Origin of the sequence: Glaesserella sp. (assembly GCF_041814905.1) — a bacterium.
Classification (GTDB): domain Bacteria; phylum Pseudomonadota; class Gammaproteobacteria; order Enterobacterales; family Pasteurellaceae; genus Glaesserella.
Map to the genome: position 1 here is coordinate 64,199 of NZ_JBGXYA010000015.1, position 18,212 is coordinate 82,410.

The 18,212-nt window shown below is 36.7% G+C and carries 17 protein-coding genes; 10 read left to right on the top strand and 7 right to left on the bottom strand.

Annotated elements, in window-relative coordinates; genetic code table 11:
* Positions 1-5: 5 nt before the first annotated feature.
* Both pgaB and pgaA read right to left on the bottom strand, forming a co-directional pair.
* A complete protein-coding gene (pgaB, locus tag ACEYJ7_RS02440) occupies positions 6-1,763 on the bottom strand; it encodes a poly-beta-1,6-N-acetyl-D-glucosamine N-deacetylase PgaB (protein ID WP_373777433.1) in 1,758 nt (585 codons plus the stop codon).
* Between the two features lie 35 nt (positions 1,764-1,798).
* Entirely contained in the window at positions 1,799-4,213 is a 2,415-nt protein-coding gene (pgaA, locus tag ACEYJ7_RS02445) for a poly-beta-1,6 N-acetyl-D-glucosamine export porin PgaA (RefSeq protein WP_373777434.1), read from the bottom strand.
* Between the two features lie 359 nt (positions 4,214-4,572).
* On the opposite strand from pgaA, the gene pflA reads away from it, so the two are divergent.
* From pflA to ACEYJ7_RS02465, 4 genes are all read left to right on the top strand, one after another.
* A complete protein-coding gene (pflA, locus tag ACEYJ7_RS02450; RefSeq protein ID WP_373777435.1) occupies positions 4,573-5,313 on the top strand; it encodes a pyruvate formate lyase 1-activating protein in 741 nt (246 codons plus the stop codon).
* Positions 5,314-5,467: 154 nt separating this feature from the next.
* Positions 5,468-7,498, top strand: coding sequence for an oligopeptidase A (gene prlC / locus ACEYJ7_RS02455; RefSeq protein WP_373777436.1), 2,031 nt, complete (start codon positions 5,468-5,470; stop codon positions 7,496-7,498).
* Between the two features lie 288 nt (positions 7,499-7,786).
* A complete protein-coding gene (locus ACEYJ7_RS02460) occupies positions 7,787-8,944 on the top strand; it encodes a chorismate mutase (protein ID WP_373777437.1) in 1,158 nt (385 codons plus the stop codon).
* A 246-nt stretch (positions 8,945-9,190) separates the two neighbouring features.
* On the top strand, positions 9,191-9,910 hold the full coding sequence (locus ACEYJ7_RS02465; RefSeq protein WP_373777438.1) for a pseudouridine synthase: 720 nt from the start codon (positions 9,191-9,193) through the stop codon (positions 9,908-9,910).
* A 286-nt stretch (positions 9,911-10,196) separates the two neighbouring features.
* Here ACEYJ7_RS02465 and ACEYJ7_RS02470 read toward each other — a convergent pair whose 3' ends face one another.
* The 3 genes from ACEYJ7_RS02470 to ACEYJ7_RS02480 form a co-directional block, all read right to left on the bottom strand.
* Entirely contained in the window at positions 10,197-11,330 is a 1,134-nt protein-coding gene (locus tag ACEYJ7_RS02470; protein WP_373777439.1) for an IS1595 family transposase, read from the bottom strand.
* Between the two features lie 411 nt (positions 11,331-11,741).
* Entirely contained in the window at positions 11,742-12,629 is an 888-nt protein-coding gene (locus ACEYJ7_RS02475; protein ID WP_373777440.1) for a hypothetical protein, read from the bottom strand.
* Positions 12,629-12,805 carry a hypothetical protein gene (locus tag ACEYJ7_RS02480; RefSeq protein ID WP_005601293.1) on the bottom strand — a complete coding sequence of 59 codons (177 nt, stop codon included), beginning with the start codon at positions 12,803-12,805 and terminating at the stop codon, positions 12,629-12,631. Before ACEYJ7_RS02480 ends, ACEYJ7_RS02475 begins: the two co-directional genes overlap by 1 nt.
* A gap of 155 nt (positions 12,806-12,960) precedes the next feature.
* Here ACEYJ7_RS02480 and ACEYJ7_RS02485 point away from each other — a divergent pair, with 155 nt between their 5' ends.
* The 4 genes from ACEYJ7_RS02485 (at position 12,961) to ACEYJ7_RS02500 (ending at position 15,608) form a co-directional block, all read left to right on the top strand.
* Positions 12,961-13,368 carry a helix-turn-helix domain-containing protein gene (locus ACEYJ7_RS02485; protein WP_373777441.1) on the top strand — a complete coding sequence of 136 codons (408 nt, stop codon included), beginning with the start codon at positions 12,961-12,963 and terminating at the stop codon, positions 13,366-13,368.
* A gap of 373 nt (positions 13,369-13,741) precedes the next feature.
* Entirely contained in the window at positions 13,742-14,422 is a 681-nt protein-coding gene (locus ACEYJ7_RS02490; protein ID WP_373777442.1) for a hypothetical protein, read from the top strand.
* 5 nt (positions 14,423-14,427) lie between these two features.
* Positions 14,428-15,042 carry a hypothetical protein gene (locus ACEYJ7_RS02495; protein ID WP_373777443.1) on the top strand — a complete coding sequence of 205 codons (615 nt, stop codon included), beginning with the start codon at positions 14,428-14,430 and terminating at the stop codon, positions 15,040-15,042.
* Between the two features lie 14 nt (positions 15,043-15,056).
* Positions 15,057-15,608, top strand: coding sequence for a hypothetical protein (locus ACEYJ7_RS02500; protein WP_373777444.1), 552 nt, complete (start codon positions 15,057-15,059; stop codon positions 15,606-15,608).
* Positions 15,609-15,754: 146 nt separating this feature from the next.
* On the opposite strand, the gene ACEYJ7_RS02505 is transcribed toward ACEYJ7_RS02500, so the two are convergent.
* Entirely contained in the window at positions 15,755-16,087 is a 333-nt protein-coding gene (locus tag ACEYJ7_RS02505; protein ID WP_373777445.1) for a helix-turn-helix domain-containing protein, read from the bottom strand.
* Positions 16,088-16,171: 84 nt separating this feature from the next.
* Between ACEYJ7_RS02505 and ACEYJ7_RS02510 the strand changes: the two genes are divergently transcribed.
* A complete protein-coding gene (locus tag ACEYJ7_RS02510; RefSeq protein ID WP_373777446.1) occupies positions 16,172-17,206 on the top strand; it encodes an IS1595 family transposase in 1,035 nt (344 codons plus the stop codon).
* Between the two features lies 1 nt (position 17,207).
* Entirely contained in the window at positions 17,208-17,654 is a 447-nt protein-coding gene (locus ACEYJ7_RS02515; protein WP_373777447.1) for a hypothetical protein, read from the top strand.
* A 20-nt stretch (positions 17,655-17,674) separates the two neighbouring features.
* Here ACEYJ7_RS02515 and ACEYJ7_RS02520 read toward each other — a convergent pair whose 3' ends face one another.
* Positions 17,675-18,124 (bottom strand): hypothetical protein, encoded by a 450-nt coding sequence (locus tag ACEYJ7_RS02520; RefSeq protein WP_373777448.1) that lies wholly within the window; start codon positions 18,122-18,124, stop codon positions 17,675-17,677.
* Positions 18,125-18,212 lie beyond the last annotated feature (88 nt).

Consider the following 18,212-nt stretch of genomic DNA (forward strand, 5'->3'; position numbering starts at 1 on the left):
TATTCCTACTTTAAGCCAACATCGGTACTCAGAGAAAAATAGGGTCTGATTTTTGATATCGCCGGTTGATTGAGTAAGAAATTATCCGGCTGATAACCAAAACTATATACTTTCATTTTAGGTAAATTAGCCATCCACGTACTTAATTCATCATCGGAGATTGCTTTCTGTGTGCCTTTATCAATTGTTTGCAATTCAAATACCAATTTAGCTTTAGGTGCTAATTCAAGTGTTTGTTTTACAAGATTATCTATCCATTTTTGGGCGTCACGAGCCGATATATTGTTATTATTTACCGAATAGGGTGCGACCATAATGACGTTGAATCCCTCATTTGCATTAATCACATCACTTAAATTTTGTGAAGGTATCAAAGACATATTGATTGCTCTTGCTGTTTTAAGTCTTTCCTCACCGCCTAATGCGAAAGGTGTTACAACATTTTTGAGTGTTTTTGTTAGCTCTGGATTTCCATTTGTACTTGCTGCAATGGTATCGCCTTGAAAGAAAATACCGTCAAATTTACTGTAAAACGATAAATCTTTATAAATAGACTTGATTGTGGCTAGCTTATTTTGTTGTTCTAAAGCAAACGCAGATTCTGGCATCCAAGCGTAAACTTCAACTTCTGCTCTTGTTCTTAATGCCCATGCGACATAACTGAAAATATCAGCCCGAACAGGTAGATATTGATTTTTGAAATACAATGCATCTGCCATACCGTCATTATTTGCGTCAGAGAACGCCTGCAGATAGACCGCAGTGATTCCGTATTGATGCATACGTTCTACTAATACATCAACATTTTGTTGTAATTTTGTCGGATTAGGATCATATATTTCATCCAGTTTGATACGAACAGTACGTTGTACATCCGATTTGTCGGTTTTTTGTTCTAAATATTTTGAAATTGTACTGATAGATGTTTCGGTATCGAGTAACAGACGACCTACATGTGGGTCATCTGGGGTATTCACTTTGGTTTCTCTTAATGAAAAATGCGATAGGAAACCGGCCTGTTTAGCAATATCTACGGCTTCATCGGTAAATTGACCGTAAGGCCAAATCATAATTCGTGGTGCAACACCTAGGTTTGTTTTTAAAACTTGATAAGAGCGTTGAAAATCTTTTTTCAATCTTGCACGATACTCTTCAACAGTTTCATATTTATTATTCTTATATTGAGGAGCAATAACTGCCGGTAAGCTACTGCCTGCCGGATTCGCTTTAACACCATAGTGCATATTGTCAGTATGTGACGCAATTTCGATTAATCCACTGTTTTGCATTTCACGCAATTGTGCCCAGCTTAAAAATGCTTTACGATCAAGTTGTACTTTACCATAATTGATTTTTTTATTAGCCGGAGTATTAATCCAATCTGTTACAATGGCATAGACCGCAGGGTAGTTATACGCTTTCAATAGCGGATAAATTACTGTGTAGAAACTTTCATAACCATCATCGAATGTGAGTAATACGGCTTTTTCCGGTAATGGCGCTCCTCCGTTTTTGGCATCTAAGATTTGTTGCCAGCTTACAGGAGTATAGCCGTTATGTTTTAGCCAGTTGAAGTGGTTAACTAACGTTTGTACCGTCATCGTTTGTGGATAATATTCCTGTTCATTAATTGAAATACTTTCATCCACAATATTGTGGTAGCACAATACGCCAAACTCATTTTTTGACGCAAATGCCAAAGTACTTGTGAACGTCAAAATCACTAAGTACATGATTTTCTTAATATATCTTTTTAACATCATTATATTCCTAAAATAATTCCTCAAAGAGCGCTTTACTAGAAGTAAACGGAAAAGTCTGTTTTAATAAAATTATTGAATTCAGGGGAACCGTCATAAACGGATTTTTTGCGTCCTAATTCATAAGAAATATTAACTTTCTTGCCTAAACGCCACTCATGACCGTAAGAGATCGACCAAGTTTTTTGGCTTGCGTAATCATCTTGCCAATAGCGACCAATTCCACTTCTGAGGTGATGGGTTAAATACATCTTATGATCAAAAGGTTGGAAATAAGATAAATCAAAGCTGCCTTCTGCAAATTGATCTTTCAGCGGATTATAATAATAAGCTGATGGTGTTCGCTTATTACGTTGTAATGACCAGAACACATTACTGTCTAAATTCCAACGATCATGCTTAAATACATTAAAATTAGAATATAACGACAAACTCTTACGTAAGTTACCGTCATCAAATTTCATTCCGTTTGCCGCAACTGAAACGTTGAATGCATTAGAATAAGTGTAATTGACTGAAAATCCTAAATCTTTAGTGTATACGTTTTGATAGATGGCCTTAACCGGCGTATTACTGCCATTAATATTACCGTTTAAATTGAAACGCCAATGTTGATTAAAGCGATATGAGGTATCTAAGGAAAAATAAGATTTCTCATTTAATTTAATCCCTTTACCCATTTCCGTTTTTACGGTTAACGGATAGAAATTTAATTGTGCACCGACACCAAGTCGTGACTGTTTAAAATCAATGTTGTCATCAGGTGATTTACTGGTTAAATGGTGCAAGTAAACTTCATGCCCGTCTTTAGTTTTTGGAGAATAGAGATAGTATTCTTGCTGGTTTTCGTTTGGTTTACCCGCCGGTGAAGTGCGATGATAAACATCGGCAGAGGCAACAAAACGAGCTGATTTTGCTTGTTCGTACTGATCAACCACATATTTTGCAGCATGTTTTTCTTCTGCTGTTAGACTATTGATAATTGAACTTGCGGTTTTCCAATCATTTAGACTTAATGCAATATTGGCTCGAGTTACTTCAGCCCAACGGGAATTGGTGCCCAAAGTAGCAACAGCACGATCCACCCAAGTGAGGGCATCATCGCCGCGCATTCTGCTATTTTCGAGCTCTGCTTTACGTAACATTATCCAAGCATCTCCAGGCGTTTGTGCTAAACGTTCATCGATTAATTGATGTGCTTCGGATAATTTTCCTCGCCAAGCAAGTAAGTTCACTTTGCTTAGGAAATAAGCATCAAAGTTAGAGTTTTTGACTTTTCTTGAATGTGTAAAATCTGAAATATATGCAGGCGGCTCAGAAACATGATTAACTAAATACTGTTTCGCCTGATCAAATTTAGCCATATCGCTCAATGTATTGACAATCTTGATACCCAATTCGAAAGGCACTTCCTGTTTTTGTTGCACATAATGCTCTTCAATTTGTTTATACATACTTAACGCTTTGAAAGGAGAACCGGAATGCAATAAATAATCTGCGTAAGCTTCTTTTACGAAAAGCGGCATATCCGGATTCAATTGTTGTAATTGCGCATAAGCTTTTTCAACATCTGAGTCGTTATGGAGTTTTGATGAAATCACCACCATATCGCGTAACACTTGAACTTTTAACTCATCATTCTCGGTTTCGGATAGCTGATTATTTACTTCATCAAGCATTTTATAGGCGGTTTCCATTTGCTCGCGTGTAGAAGCAACGCGATATAAACGAATAGCTTCATCATGTAAAAACCATAAACGATCGTGCTCGTTAAATAAATCAGGATAAGTAGCAATTAAATTTGTTTGTAACGTAGACATATTTAATTGTGCAGCTAAACGATATATTTTTTTAGCAAGTTCGGTATCCGACGGATTTTTTTCTAATTCTCTATTTAATCGATCTAAACGGGTTGTTAAAGGCTCGCTGCTTTCTAGAAAATAGGCATAAACTTCGTTATATTGTTCGTCTTCACCAAATTGGGATTTATATTTTGCTAAATATTTTTTAGCAACCTCAAATTTAGCCATTTCAGTTGTGATTAAAGAGGTCCCTAATAATCCGTTAGGGTTATCCGGTTGCACTTCGGTTAATTGAGTGTAGAAAGCAAGAGATGCGCCACGTTGCCCTTCATTACGAGCGGCTTTGGCAAGGTGTTCTAATTCATTTGCAGAGTAGTCAGTCACTTGACATTCCTTGCAAAGCTCCAAGGCTTCAGTGTTTCTGCCTTGGCGCACAAGCAATGTAATTAAATCGTCACGTACTTTATGGTCTAAAGTATTTCGATATAATTCGGCAAGTTTTTCGGTCCCGATGCGTAATTGTTCATCATTCATTCGGGAGTAGTGAATAATACCCTCACGTAGTTGATCAGTGGTTGATGCTACGGCTCCTTGTGGGTAATAGGTTATTGCGAGTAAGACGCTAAATAAATTAAATTTAAAGTTTTTCACTATGGTTTTCCCATTTTAATTGTAATAAAAAAAGAGATAAAAATTATCTTGATTATATTAACACTAATATAAATATTGGCTTTGTGAATATACTTTTCTTTAATCTTTTTTGCTTTTCTTTAAAAACTTAAATAAATATTTAAATACGTAAATTTAGCATAAATATTTAGCTTAAGATTTAGCAATAATATCTAGCAAGATTTTTTAGCTATATTATTTAGCAAGCATTGATGTTTTATAACAAATAAGAATCCTTTGTATCAGATACCAAAATAGAAAATTTATTTTCATCTTACCCTGAAACTCCGGATGTTTTTTGCTACAATCTATACGTTTATTGATTGCTTAAAGGATTAATTATGACAGTTTTAGCGCGTTATCATTCTTACGAATCCTGCGGTACCGTTGATGGTCCGGGTATTCGTTTTATCCTTTTTTTACAAGGCTGTTTAATGCGTTGTAAATATTGCCATAACCGTGACACTTGGGATCTTGATGGCGGGAAAGAGATTTCCGTTGAAGATCTCATGAAAGAAGTCGTGAGTTATAAACATTTTATGCGTGCAACCGGTGGCGGTGTGACCGCATCAGGTGGTGAAGCTGTATTACAGATGGAGTTTGTTCGCGATTGGTTTCGAGCTTGTAAAGCAGAGGGGATTGATACCTGCTTGGATACCAATGGTTTTGTGCGTAATTATTCGCCTGTTGTTGATGAAATGCTCGATGTCACGGATTTAGTGATGCTGGATCTTAAAGAGCTGAACGAAGAAGTGCATAAAGATCTTATCGGTGTGTCCAATAAACGTACGCTCGACTTTGCCCGTTATTTACAAAAGCGTAATCAACGAACTTGGATTCGTTATGTCGTTGTACCGGGATATACCGATTCCGATGCCGATGTGCATTTACTCGGTCAATTTATTCAAGGTATGGAAAATATCGAAAAAGTAGAATTGCTGCCGTATCACCGTTTAGGAGCCCATAAATGGGAAACGCTCGGGTATGAATATGAATTGAAAGACGTTGAACCGCCGACTAAAGAATCGTTGGAACATATCAAAGGAATTATTGAAAGCTACGGTCACACAGTAAAATATTGATGTTTTAATCGGAACAAGCGGTCAGTTTCAGTGGATAATTTGCAAAAAATTCGTTGAAACTGACCGCTTGTCGTTTTTCCCCTTGATATTTCGCAAAAATTCCCCAAACTATGCCTCGTTTTATGTTGAACTTACGCAATAAATAGGAAAAAAAATGTCGAATCCACTTTTAGATCTTGCAGCATTACCGAAATTCTCACAAATTAAACCCGAACATATCCAACCGGCGATTAGCCAATTAATTCAAGACTGCCAAACAACGATTGAACAAGTCGCTCAAATCGAGAATCCGACTTGGGAAAATTTTTATCTACCGCAAGCTGTCAGTGGCGACAAACTATCACGAGCGTGGTCTCCGGTTGCGCATTTAAATGCGGTTAAAAATAGTCCTGAGCTACGAGAAGCTTATCAAGCTTGTTTGCCGTTACTTTCCGAATACAGCACTTGGGTCGGGCAACATCAAGGCTTATACCAAGGCTATGTTAAACTTAAAAACAGTCCTGAATTTGCCGATTATTCCGTAGCGAAAAAGAAAGCGATTGAAAACAGTTTGCGCGATTTTGAGCTTTCGGGAATTTCTCTGCCGGCAGATAAACAACAACGCTACGGCGAAATCTCAATGCGCTTATCTGAGCTTAGCTCGCAATTCAGCAACAATGTGCTGGATGCCACAATGGGGTGGGACATTGTGATTGAAAATGAAGACGAACTGAAAGGTTTGCCGGAGTCTGCGCTAGAGGCGGCAAAGCTTTCGGCACAAAGTAAAGAAAAAAGCGGTTATCGTTTTACCCTTGAGTTCCCAAGCTATCTGCCGGTAATGACCTATTGTGAAAATCGTGATTTACGTGAGCAAATGTACCAAGCTTACAATACTCGTGCTTCCGATCAAGGTGTAAATGCCGGAAAGTGGGACAACTCCGCAATAATGGCAGAACAGTTGGAATTGCGTTTGGAACTGGCGCAATTACTCGGGTTTAATACCTATGCTGATTACTCTTTAGCAACCAAAATGGCAGAAAATTCACAGCAAGTCATTGATTTTTTAGAAGATTTGGCTAATCGTTCAAAAGCACAAGGTGAGAAAGAATTGGCAGAGCTACGAGCGTTTGCGGAAAAAACGTTCGGTATGACCGATTTGCAACCGTGGGATATTGCTTTTTACAGCGAAAAACAAAAACAGGCATTATATGCGATTAACGATGAAGCATTACGCCCTTATTTCCCTGAAGAACGTGTGCTATCAGGTTTATTTGAACTGATTAGACGTATTTTCGGTATGCGTGTTGAAGAACAAAAAGATTTCGACACTTACCATGCGGATGTTCGTTTTTTCAATATTTTTGATGAAACCGACCGCTTGCGCGGTTCGTTCTATCTTGATTTATATGCGCGTGAAAATAAACGTGGCGGGGCGTGGATGGATGATTGCGTTAACCAAAAACGTTTGGCTGACGGCTCTTTGCAAAAACCGGTTGCTTATTTAACCTGTAACTTTAACAAGCCAATAGGCGATAAACCGGCATTATTTACTCACGATGAAGTGACAACCTTATTCCACGAATTTGGTCACGGCATTCATCATATGTTGACAGAAATTGATGTCGGCGATGTTGCCGGTATTAACGGTGTGCCGTGGGATGCGGTAGAACTGCCGAGCCAATTCTTAGAAAATTGGTGTTGGGAAGAAGAGGCGTTGGCGTTTATTTCCGGTCATTATCAAACGGGCGAACCGTTACCGAAAGAAAAATTAACCCAATTGTTGAAAGCGAAAAATTACCAAGCGGCTATGTTTGTGCTACGCCAATTGGAATTCGGTTTGTTCGATTTCCGTTTACACTTAGCAACCCCGAAAGAAGGAATGGTGATGGAAATCTTAAAAGCGGTGAAAGCGCAAGTCGCGTTAGTCGAAATTCCGACGTATGTTCGCACTCCGCATGCGTTTAGCCATATTTTTGCCGGCGGCTATGCGGCGGGTTATTACAGCTATTTATGGGCGGAAGTGCTGTCTGCCGATGCGTATTCCCGCTTTGAAGAAGAGGGGATTTTCAATCGTGCGGTCGGTCAATCTTTCTTGGATCACATCTTAACTCGTGGCGGTTCTGAAGAGCCGATGGTGCTGTTTGAACGTTTCCGCGGGCGTAAACCGACCTTAGATGCGTTATTAAAACACAAAGGTATTGCGTAATCGTTTAATACTTTGTTTTCAAACAAAATTTTTATGGGAGCGGAGATGTTCAACTGCATTAGCTTTACAACGTGAAAAGTGCAGAAATGAACCAAACGGGATTAAGATACCTAACAATGTTTTTAACGAGCGTTTTTACGCTCGTTTTTCTTTTCTTTTCAATACTAAATCGCTAGAATTTGCCAAATTATGTAACACGCCTATCGGGCGTACTCAAATTGGCAATCGGTTATTTTTGCAAAATTTTTCCTCAAACCGACCGCTTGTATTGCTTTAAAAGGAAGTGTCATGTCTTTAGAACTCTCAGAAATTCGTCAGCGGATTACTCAAGTAGATCGCAACCTACTCAAACTGCTTTCCGAACGTCATCGTTTAGCTTTTGATGTTGTGCGCAGTAAAGAGGTTACCCAAAAACCGTTGCGTGATGTTGAACGTGAAAAACAGTTATTGCAAGAGTTGGTTAATTATGCGGAAGCGGAGAATTATCAGCTTGATCCACAATATATTACCCAGATTTTTCAACGTATTATTGAAGATTCTGTGCTCACTCAACAGAATTATTTACAGAATAAGCTGAACGAAATTAAAGAGCAGAACATTTCCGTGGCGTTTTTAGGCATGCGCGGTTCTTATTCGCATTTGGCGGCTCGTCAGTTCGCCAAAAATTATCAAGAATCACTGATTGAACTGAGCTGTGAGTCTTTTGATGATGTGTTTAATAAAGTTAAAAACGGGGAAGCGGATTACGGCGTATTACCGCTGGAAAACACCACATCCGGTTCAATTAATGAAGTGTACGATTTATTACAAACTACCGATTTATCATTAGTCGGTGAATTGGCTTATCAAATCAAACATTGTGTATTGGCACCGCAAATGGTGGATTTATCCGAAATTGATACTATTTATACCCATCCGCAGCCGGCGCAGCAGTGTAGCCAATTTATTCAGAGCTTGGATAAAGTTCATGTCAGATATTGTGAGAGCAGCTCTCATGCGATGCAGATGGTTGCGCGTTTAAATGAACGCCATTGCGTGGCGTTAGGCAACGAAGACGGCGGCAAATTATATGGTTTGGAAGTGATTAAAACCGATATCGCCAACCAGCCGAACAATATCACGCGTTTTATCGTATTAGCGAAAGAACCGGTGAATGTTTCGCCGCAAGTGCAGACTAAAACGTTATTATTAATGAGAACAACCCAACAGGCCGGCGCTCTGGTCGATGCGTTGTCAGTCTTCAAGACGCACGATATTCGTATGACTAAACTGGAATCCCGCCCGATTTACGGCACGCCGTGGGAAGAGATGTTTTACATTGAATGTCAAGCAAACATCCATTCCGAAAACACGCAAAAAGCCTTGGCGGAACTTGAACAGGTCACCACTTATTTAAAAGTATTGGGCTGCTATCCGAGTGAAATTATTGAGCCGGTGAGATTGTAGTTTGCAATAAGTGGTTACTAAAGTGCGATTGGCATGAGAGTATTCTCATGCCAATATTATTTTGTATCGAGATAACGCATGAAGATACGGCATCCTTAGCACAATGTTCTGTAAACAAGCGGTCTTTTTCTCGGAATTTTTTGCAAAATTCGTGAGTGATGCGTTCGCTTGATTTTGACCGTAAGTGCAAAGGTTTTGACATCGTCAGAGAAACATAAACACACCGTCAGTATAGCGAAAAATACCATGAAACCACCTTTTTCCTCAAAACGAGCATTCAATACCCGCGCAAAGAAGCCTGTACGTTCTTTTGACGACACTATCGTCTTGTTATTGAACAAACCTTATGATGTGTTGACTCAATTTACGGACGAGCAACATCGCCAGACCTTAAAAGATTTTGTACCGATCCCAAATATTTATCCTGTCGGTCGTTTGGATCGCGATAGTGAAGGGCTGCTTTTACTCACGAACAACGGTGAAATTCAACACCGTTTGGCAAACCCGAAATTTGACAAAGAGAAAATTTATTGGGTTCAGGTGGAAGGCGAACCGAACGAAGCTGATTTGGAAAAATTGCGTAAAGGCGTGGAATTAAAAGACGGTTTAACTAAGCCGGCAAAGGTCCGAAAAATCATGCCTCCTCCATTTAATTGGGTAACGGCACCGAAAATTCGTGAGCGTAAAACCATTCCGACTTCGTGGATTGAATTAGTGATTTCCGAAGGAAAAAACTGCCAAGTTCGGCGTATGACTGCGCATATCGGCTTTCCGACGTTACGTTTGATTCGAGTGGCGTTAGGCGGATTTTTGCTAAATGATCTTGCCCCCGGAGAGTATCGACGGCTAAATGATAGCGAAAAACGCACGTTATATCGACAATTAGGGTTGCGTAAGGTCTGTGACGATTCACCCGATTCCGTTTACAAGCGGTCGGATTCATCGCATTTTTTGCAAATGAAGTGAAAGATTTTTATGTTTAAAAAGAGTAAACTAATCGAAAATTCGGTATTATGTAGCAGTTGCACAAAACCTAAAATACACTCTCAACCGCAGTAAAATTTTTGATGCCCTTAATTGTTAAGGGCATTTCTTTTTGTAAATTTTAGCTAATTTTCCCACTTGTTTGCCAATATTATTGGCTTGCGATGTAAATTTTCCCATCAATGGGCGTAGCCAATCCGCTCAGCCTTGTCAAAGGTAAGCTGATTTCTCTGTACTTACATTTCAATTCGTTTTTTAGTTAAGCAAATTAGGCTGCCAGTAACTCTTGCTCGTACTTCATTCTTTCATTGAGATTTTTGAAGTAGGACTGGGAAATTTCTTCGGGGCTAAATGCGGTCATACCGACAAGCTCTTGCGTGCGGTGGTTTCCTTGCCAATAACCTACCCATTCCCTTAATGGCAATACCCATAAACAACGTTTGAGAATATCACTAAACAGCTCGCCATTAGATTTTTGGCGGTTATCTGACATAAATGCGGCTTGGTTGGCATAATGTAGGGCGTATTTGTTATCACATTTGTGATGTACACCACGATGTAAATCACGGAAACGAGCGTTAAAGGATTCGGCGAGATTGTTATTGATGCCTTTTGCACTGTAACATAAATCGTGATTAACACTCCAACGAGTGTAATGAAAATCTAAACCTTTATAGGCTGGATTTTCATCACACATAATATCACTGCCTTGTTTCACGAATTGATGGTTTAATGCCAAAATTGTTTTGGCATTTTCAGTATAGTCCATTGCCACAATAGTTCTATTTGAACCCCATAATGTCTCATCATTAGAAGCACGTTGATTTAAGCTGATGATACAACGTTTAGTCGGTCTGAATTTTGGAAGTTTTCGTCCTTTTTTATCGGCTTTTTGTTTCTGTTTATGGGCGTTTTTAGCGAAGTTAGCTGGACGTAATTTGAAATTAATCCACGCACCATCTTCGTGAATTTCCCCTTGCAATGGCGTTAAATCTCGAGTTTTGAATAGGGCTTCACGCAGTTTATGGCAAAGGACAAAAGCCGTTTTATAACTAATATTAAGGTGACGGCTCATTGTTATTGCTGAAATCCCTTTGACTTCATTCGCAAAGAGAAGAATGGCTGCCAAAATATCAACAAACGGTAATTTATGAAAAGCAAATGCTGTATTAGTCGTAATATAGAAGTGACGTTGGCAATGTTTACAACACCAACGTTTGCGAGATTGAAGAAAGTAAGCATTATGGCGAATACCGCAATGCGGACAACAAACATCGTGAATATTATCAGGATTTCCCCAGCGGTTTGCTTTTAAAAGTCGGAAGGCTTCATCTTCACTTAGACGGAAGATATGTTTAAGGGATAATGTTTTAGATTTGCTTGAAAGTAAGTAATGAGTCATAAGTATTCCTTGTGTGTACAAGGCACTCAAAGCTAAACGCTAGACATAAAAAATCGCCCACCTGAATTTTCAGGTCGGCTCAAAGCGTTTTGCCCTGAATACCGTACTGCCACAAGAAATACGTGGACTTTAATAAATGAGTTGCAAACCGAAATAGAGCCTTAATAAAGGTTCCTACGCCTATATGGTTCGCTTTGCTTCTTTGAAAGAAACTAGGCTAAATATAAATAAATGGTTCATTGGCAAATTGTTATTGTTCATCAATGATGAACGGCATTCAATATAGATCTACGTTGTTTTTCTGTCAAATAAAAAAGCAACCCATTGCTGAGTTGCTATGAGAAAGCTAATTTTATCGGATTATAAACAATAGGAGTTCATCTAAAAGACGAACTCCATAAATGGAAATAATTATTCCCATCTCACAGGAATAGTATCGACCAAAATCCAGCGTCTTTTTTCTTCGGACGTGTTTCGGTACTCATCACTATTACCGTCAAATTTAAGAATATTAATTTCAGCATCAGTTAATTTTGTCGCAATACAAGATGAAGTACTTTCTATTCTTGCAAGATTATCCCAATAGGTAGAATAATTACACCCTGCTCTTATAAATGTCTTCATACTATCTAAGTCAATATTCATACTAAGGATATATTTATCACTATCCCTAGCCATGTGATCTTGTGCTTTCTCAATTAAATCCACTTGTTTGCGACTTGGCTTAATATAAAATTTCAGTTGATCAAATGGTTTGCCGCTTGCTTCTTCAATACTAAAGGACGAAATTAGCCTGTCAAATTTAAGGTTAATTCTTCCTGTTTTTTCATAGGTTTCATGGTCATATTCAATACTATTAACATATGCATTTTTAATTTCGTATGAATCTTCTGAGAGTAGGTACTTCTTCGCATTTTCAAGATGTTCACGGTAATCTTTCTCTAAAGATTCCAAATTTTTCTCGAAATAAGCCTTAGCTTCTTTTTCTTTGCGTTTTAAAGAATCATCGTCTTTACACTCATTGGTAGGGAAATAATTACTTCGTCTTAGATCTAATGTATTGTCCACAAAATAATCCATATATTCATGGCTATATAGCATATTTTTTGCAGAGATCATTTTGATCTCGGAAGAACATACGTTTTTTACGTTATTGGGGAAGCTCTCTTTCTCTAAATCACCTGATATTTGTTCAGTAACATCGTAATAGGAATCATTGAATGCGGAAGAAAGAACATCTAGAGAGCACACTGTTGCAACAACTGGGAAAATGAATTTTCCAAATTTTTGAAAAGCCATTACAGATTTCCTTCTTCTGACTTATTACGTTTTTTAGCTAATAATTCTTTAGGATAAGTGAAAACAATTTTTAAATACGTTTTCAGAAAATCAACAGCATTGACATCAAGATTTGATGTTTTACGGTGAGCGATATAGCAGCCAACAATAAGGTAGAAGTAAATCAGTTCTTTCATAATGTTTCCTTATAACTAAAAAACCAATATCAGGGAAAATTTTAAGGGAAAACCTTGCAGTATATGGTATAGTATGTGTACAGTCTGATGTAGTAACTAACGGTGTATATCAACCACACTAGTTGTGGGTACACTCATCAATTAGTGGGTAAAGAATGAATATCAACGAGAAAATCCGAAGAATCCGTGAATCAAAAGAATGGTCGCAAGAGCAGATGGCTGAAAAACTGAATATGTCATTAAATGGCTATGCCAAGATTGAGCGTGGTGAAACAAAGTTATACTTAGACAAGTTAGAGCAGATTGCACAGATTTTGGATATTGATGTTGTTGAGTTGATCCAATCAGGTGAGAAAAATATCTGCTTTCAAATTGAATCACCATTAGGTTCGGTGTATCAAGGTGTGGGAGAATCATCACTATTGATTGAGATTGAGCGATTGAAGTTGGAGCTTTCACATGCAAAAGAAAAGGAAGGTTTACTGAATAAATTGCTTGATCAGAAGGATAATGAGATTAACGGACTAAAGCAGTTATTGCTGGCTACAAAACCAAAGCCATAAAGTAAATATTGATTTTTGATCACGTAATACAATCCAACAAGAATGCTGTGCTGTTTCAATAAATCTCGCCACGTTTACTTGATCATAAAACCACTATTTTATACAAAAAATGACTTAACCTCTATCTAAAACACTGTGTGTTTTGTAGCTTTTACCGTTTTAGAAAACCCATATATGTACGATACCCAAACAACCACAAAATCGTTTGATTTCGTACGATTTTAACGTCTGAATGGTTTGACATAACGAACTAAATGATGCCACACTTCCATGTTGTTTATTTTTTGTACTTAAATGATCAATATCTCTACTTTTTTGATAATTTTTTGCTACAATACATCTGTAAATTAATATTCAAAGGAATAAAAGCACTATGACGCCTCTATCGTATCAGCTTTTTATATTTAACGATGATTTTTCTCTCCTTAGTGTTAATGACGAGAAATCATTATCGTTTCTGAGAAGCTTTACTGATTTCTTGCCACAAAGGAATCAAGGTATTGAATTTGAAGTTAAAGATAATAAACTTACTCAGAAAGTTATTGACAGCATTGATCTCCGCTCCATTGACAATAAGTGGAGTATCGACTTTAAACCTAGACAGATTTTATTAGCTTATAATCATAATTCCCCTGATGAAAACTATTCTTTAGGTAATTTCCGTAGTGATGTTTTAAAGTTAATCACTAAAATATCAGAAGAAATTTCTTTTGATAAATCTATTAGATTAGGTTTTGTTCGAAACTCTATAGATGAAAATAGTCAAGATTTTATAGAAGAAAAGACAAACTTTCCTGAAGAAAACGTATCTACAAGTGAAATTATAGAAAAAACAATTCGTTTAGCTCTTAGAAAAGAAAATTTAACACTAGGAGAGTTTATAAACCATGTTAAATCAAAAACATATTCTTTGGATGCTAGGATAGAAAATGCTAATTTCTCAGGAATTCATATACTTGATGATATAAATACTCTAACATCAAATTTAAATCCTAGATTTGGTATGAAAGAAATCGAATTGTTTTTACGTGAAATTGAAATTATTCTGGAGTAATAATTATGAACTTGAACTCTTTGCAAAATAATTTATTTTATTCTGACCGTTTAGAGTCAAGCTTAAAAACTTTCATTCGTAGTGAGAACAAAACGACTTACGTAAGAGAATCTTTTTCTAGTGATATAACTTATGATATTAATTTGTTTACATCATCTGATGTTCCTATTGAGTTTTTAAGCAATGAAAATTTCAAGAATGAATTAATTTCTAAATTCCAAAGTAAATTTATAAATTTCATGATGTTTGAAGAGGTTGTTGAAGATTACTATAATTCAATAGAGTTAGAATTATTAAATTACTTTGATAGAAACTCATATGTGACTGGTCAATGGTTTTCTAAACTATTCACAGATTTTATTAATAAACCAAGAATGTTAGTAAATTTACTAAAAATCCTAGCTAAATTGAAGCATGATACACTTCCTAATACCCATATCTGTATAGCTGCTTTATTATCCAATAAAGATATGGAAGTAAAGGATTTTGCTATTAGAGTTTTTGAATCTTGGGGAGATTCTAAGTCATTAAAAATCCTTGAAAATACAGCAGAAATCTCACCCAAATGGCTGGAAGATTATAAACAATCAGTAATTGAAGATCTTAAAGAAAAATGCTAGTTTAGTGAATTAATATGTCATTTCTTATTAGAAAAATAACTAAATCTAAATGGAAAAACTCGAATGATCCAGAAGGGTGTGAAGAGTTAGAGATTAATAAGTTATCGTCAGATGCTATTACATCATGTCTAAGAACATCAAAAAACTCATTATCTTTTTGGGAGGTATCAGATATTAATGATGACTCTACTTTAGAAAATAATATTGATCTAAAAAATGTTATTTTAGCATTACTAACAAGTCCTAAAAATGAAGATGTGAGTGCTTTGGATATAGTATATTTTGAAAAAAATGAAGAGATTTTGAAAGAAAATGGTATATCTCTTGATAAGACTGATGGAGATACCATTGATGACAATCTAAAATCTTTACATATAGATTTATGTGATTTAAATCATAAGAGCTTAACTTTTATTGCTAATAAAATGTGCTCGTGTTTAAATAAAAATCATCATAAAAGGTTCACAAAAAAGTCGTTAAAAGATCTTTTAAAAGGTCATATTCAAGTCAATAAAGAATTACTACCTAAGCTTACTCCAAAGTTACAAGAAAAATTAGATGATTGAGTGACATATTAGGCAAAAGAAATATTAGTTTTATTATTTCAATGGAATTTGTTTAATTGATGCTCAAGGATTTGTAAGATATTTATATAATAGTTTAAGGTGTAATGAAAAAATATGAAATATTTTCCATTACACCTATTTTAATTTTAACTTTCAGATAGGAACTTAAAAGAAGTATCAAAAGCAACCTGCATATCTCTTGACATTTTTCGATAGTGAGCGATTAGATGCTTTTCCTTTTCATTCAGTTCACTTTCATTCATAGAATCACGAAATATTTTACCTTCTCCACGCATCAACCAATTCAAATCAACATTCAACACATCACTAATTCTGATTAAAACTTCAGCACTTGGATCTCGCTCATTGAGCAAATAGTTCTGAAGGGTGCGGTAAGGTACATTAAGTAACTCAGCAAAAGCTTTGATATTCAAGCCTTTATACTCCATCACTTCTCTTAAGCGGTTGTTTATACTCATTTTTGTATCCTATATTGACTTTTATGTAGTTTTTGAGTATGATTAAATCATATTATATACCCATATTGTACATTTTTTTTATTTATGGCACAAAGTTTTTTGTTATCTAGCTCTGCAAGAAAATTAAGTCCGCTTAAGATAGCTCGCCTATCTAATGCAGACGCATTTTCTTTATTGCATGAATTACGCTGGAGAAGTAAAAATGAACAAGTTTGCCCTAAATGCGGTGTACAACATAAAGCCTACTGTATCTCTACTCGCAAACAATGGCGTTGCAAGCATTGCAAACACACATTTAGCATTACATCAGGGACAATTTTTGCAAACCATAAACTGCCGATTCAGACCTATTTATTTGCTATTGCCTTATTCGTCAATGCAGTTAAGGGAATTTCAGCCTGCCAACTCTCTCGTGATTTGAATGTACAGTATAAAACCGCTTTTACTTTATCGCATAAAATCCGTGAAAGCCTGATTGTACAGCGTGAGCTTTTTCCACTTTCAGGCGAAATTCATATTGACGGTACTTACGTGCATTCCGCTCCACGCCCAAAGAATAAGAAAACAGAACGTGTGGATAGACGTTTAAAAGAAAATGCCAATCCAAATAAACGTGGCGTACTGGTAATGCGTGAACGTTACGCTGAACAGGATACTTTATCTAATCCGCAGTTAGTCGGAGCAAAGAGAACCATCACGTTTCCTATTTTGTCAGAAAACACCGAAACCGTGAAGAAATTGGCTGCTGCATATATTGAACCAAATAGCCGTATTCATACCGATGAAAACAGTGCTTATGATGAATTAATCGTGGATTACGACTTACAACGAGTGAACCATCAAAAAGAATATCGTAGCGATGAAGGGATTACCAATAACCTTGCAGAAAGTTACTTTAGTCGCTTTAAACGTATGTATTACGGGCAAGTCCACAAAATGAGTAATATCTACCTTGATAACTACGCAAACGAAATAGCCTATCGGGAAGATACTCGCAAACTGGATAATTTAACGATTTTCAACGATATCACCAGTAAATGCCTTTCTACACCATCAGAAAACGCTTGGAAAGGCTATTGGAAAGGTAATCACAGACAAGTAGAAAGGCTAATAATGTAATATGGCAAACCCAATTTACTATACGCAAATTAAACAAAAAATCGCTCAGTTTGAGCGAGAAAAAGAGCAGGTACAGGCTCATCTAGCTCTAGTTGAACGCCGTATTGCTTTACTTCATCAAGCCTTAGACGTAATGAACATCAGTGAAGATGAAGTTCATCAACACAACACCGAACATTTTAAATATCGAGTTTACCATAAACGCTTTAACGGCAAATTAAGCCAACTTATCCAACAAGTAATGAAAGCTGAACCACATCGTTCTTGGCGGGCGGAAGAAATAACAGAAGCGGTACTCGTTGCAGATAAACAAGCCTATCGTCCTATTACTAAAGATTATATTGAGTCTGTCCGCTCCGCTTGTGAACGCCTTGCAAGACGAGAGATAATAGAGAGAGTTGAAGTTGTTCGATACAAAGTGATTCAATGGAAATGGAAACAAAGATAGCGGTAGAATACCGCTATCTTTTATGCTCCAATCTCTTTTAACTTCCATGTAATCTTCGGATTTTGACCACTTCCTGCAATAGAATGCTTTTCAATAATCCCCTGACTATGTAATCGTCTTAATGCGTGAGCAAATGCGATAACAATCGAGTGGAAATCCGATTTATCAGGCGTATAGCCTTCCAATTCAAAAGCCTTAATCATAATCTCATTTGTTGATAACCACTGATTTGGAAAACGCTTAAAAACTTTAGCAATAAATTCATTAGGACTATAAGTGTAAGATTTAGATTTCTCACCCCGTTGTTTTGTCGCTAATGAAAATGGCTCACTATTTAATGCTATCAAGGCTTGCTGTAACGTAGCAATATGCTGTTTAGCTACTTCAATACATTTTTCGAAATAGGTAACGTCTTGTGTTAATTTAGCGATTTTCTGCTGAATAGCACTCATATCACTTGCTTTTACCATAAATAAAAATCCTTGTGGTTAGTAAAACTCACAAGGATTGTAGTAAAATTTAGTTAAGCGGTCTTTGTGCAACTGCTACATAATACCG

Bases quoted from the DNA above. Each gene is read 5' to 3' on its own strand.
- pgaB (WP_373777433.1), bottom strand. From the start codon at position 1,763: ATGATGTTAAAAAGATATATTAAGAAAATCATGTACTTAGTGATTTTG.
- pflA (WP_373777435.1), top strand. From the start codon at position 4,573: ATGACAGTTTTAGCGCGTTATCATTCTTACGAATCCTGCGGTACCGTT.
- prlC (WP_373777436.1), top strand. From the start codon at position 5,468: ATGTCGAATCCACTTTTAGATCTTGCAGCATTACCGAAATTCTCACAA.
- ACEYJ7_RS02460 (WP_373777437.1), top strand. From the start codon at position 7,787: ATGTCTTTAGAACTCTCAGAAATTCGTCAGCGGATTACTCAAGTAGAT.
- ACEYJ7_RS02465 (WP_373777438.1), top strand. From the start codon at position 9,191: ATGAAACCACCTTTTTCCTCAAAACGAGCATTCAATACCCGCGCAAAG.
- ACEYJ7_RS02470 (WP_373777439.1), bottom strand. From the start codon at position 11,330: ATGACTCATTACTTACTTTCAAGCAAATCTAAAACATTATCCCTTAAA.
- ACEYJ7_RS02475 (WP_373777440.1), bottom strand. From the start codon at position 12,629: ATGGCTTTTCAAAAATTTGGAAAATTCATTTTCCCAGTTGTTGCAACA.
- ACEYJ7_RS02480 (WP_005601293.1), bottom strand. From the start codon at position 12,805: ATGAAAGAACTGATTTACTTCTACCTTATTGTTGGCTGCTATATCGCT.
- ACEYJ7_RS02485 (WP_373777441.1), top strand. From the start codon at position 12,961: ATGAATATCAACGAGAAAATCCGAAGAATCCGTGAATCAAAAGAATGG.
- ACEYJ7_RS02490 (WP_373777442.1), top strand. From the start codon at position 13,742: ATGACGCCTCTATCGTATCAGCTTTTTATATTTAACGATGATTTTTCT.
- ACEYJ7_RS02495 (WP_373777443.1), top strand. From the start codon at position 14,428: ATGAACTTGAACTCTTTGCAAAATAATTTATTTTATTCTGACCGTTTA.
- ACEYJ7_RS02500 (WP_373777444.1), top strand. From the start codon at position 15,057: ATGTCATTTCTTATTAGAAAAATAACTAAATCTAAATGGAAAAACTCG.
- ACEYJ7_RS02505 (WP_373777445.1), bottom strand. From the start codon at position 16,087: ATGAGTATAAACAACCGCTTAAGAGAAGTGATGGAGTATAAAGGCTTG.
- ACEYJ7_RS02510 (WP_373777446.1), top strand. From the start codon at position 16,172: ATGGCACAAAGTTTTTTGTTATCTAGCTCTGCAAGAAAATTAAGTCCG.
- ACEYJ7_RS02515 (WP_373777447.1), top strand. From the start codon at position 17,208: ATGGCAAACCCAATTTACTATACGCAAATTAAACAAAAAATCGCTCAG.
- ACEYJ7_RS02520 (WP_373777448.1), bottom strand. From the start codon at position 18,124: ATGGTAAAAGCAAGTGATATGAGTGCTATTCAGCAGAAAATCGCTAAA.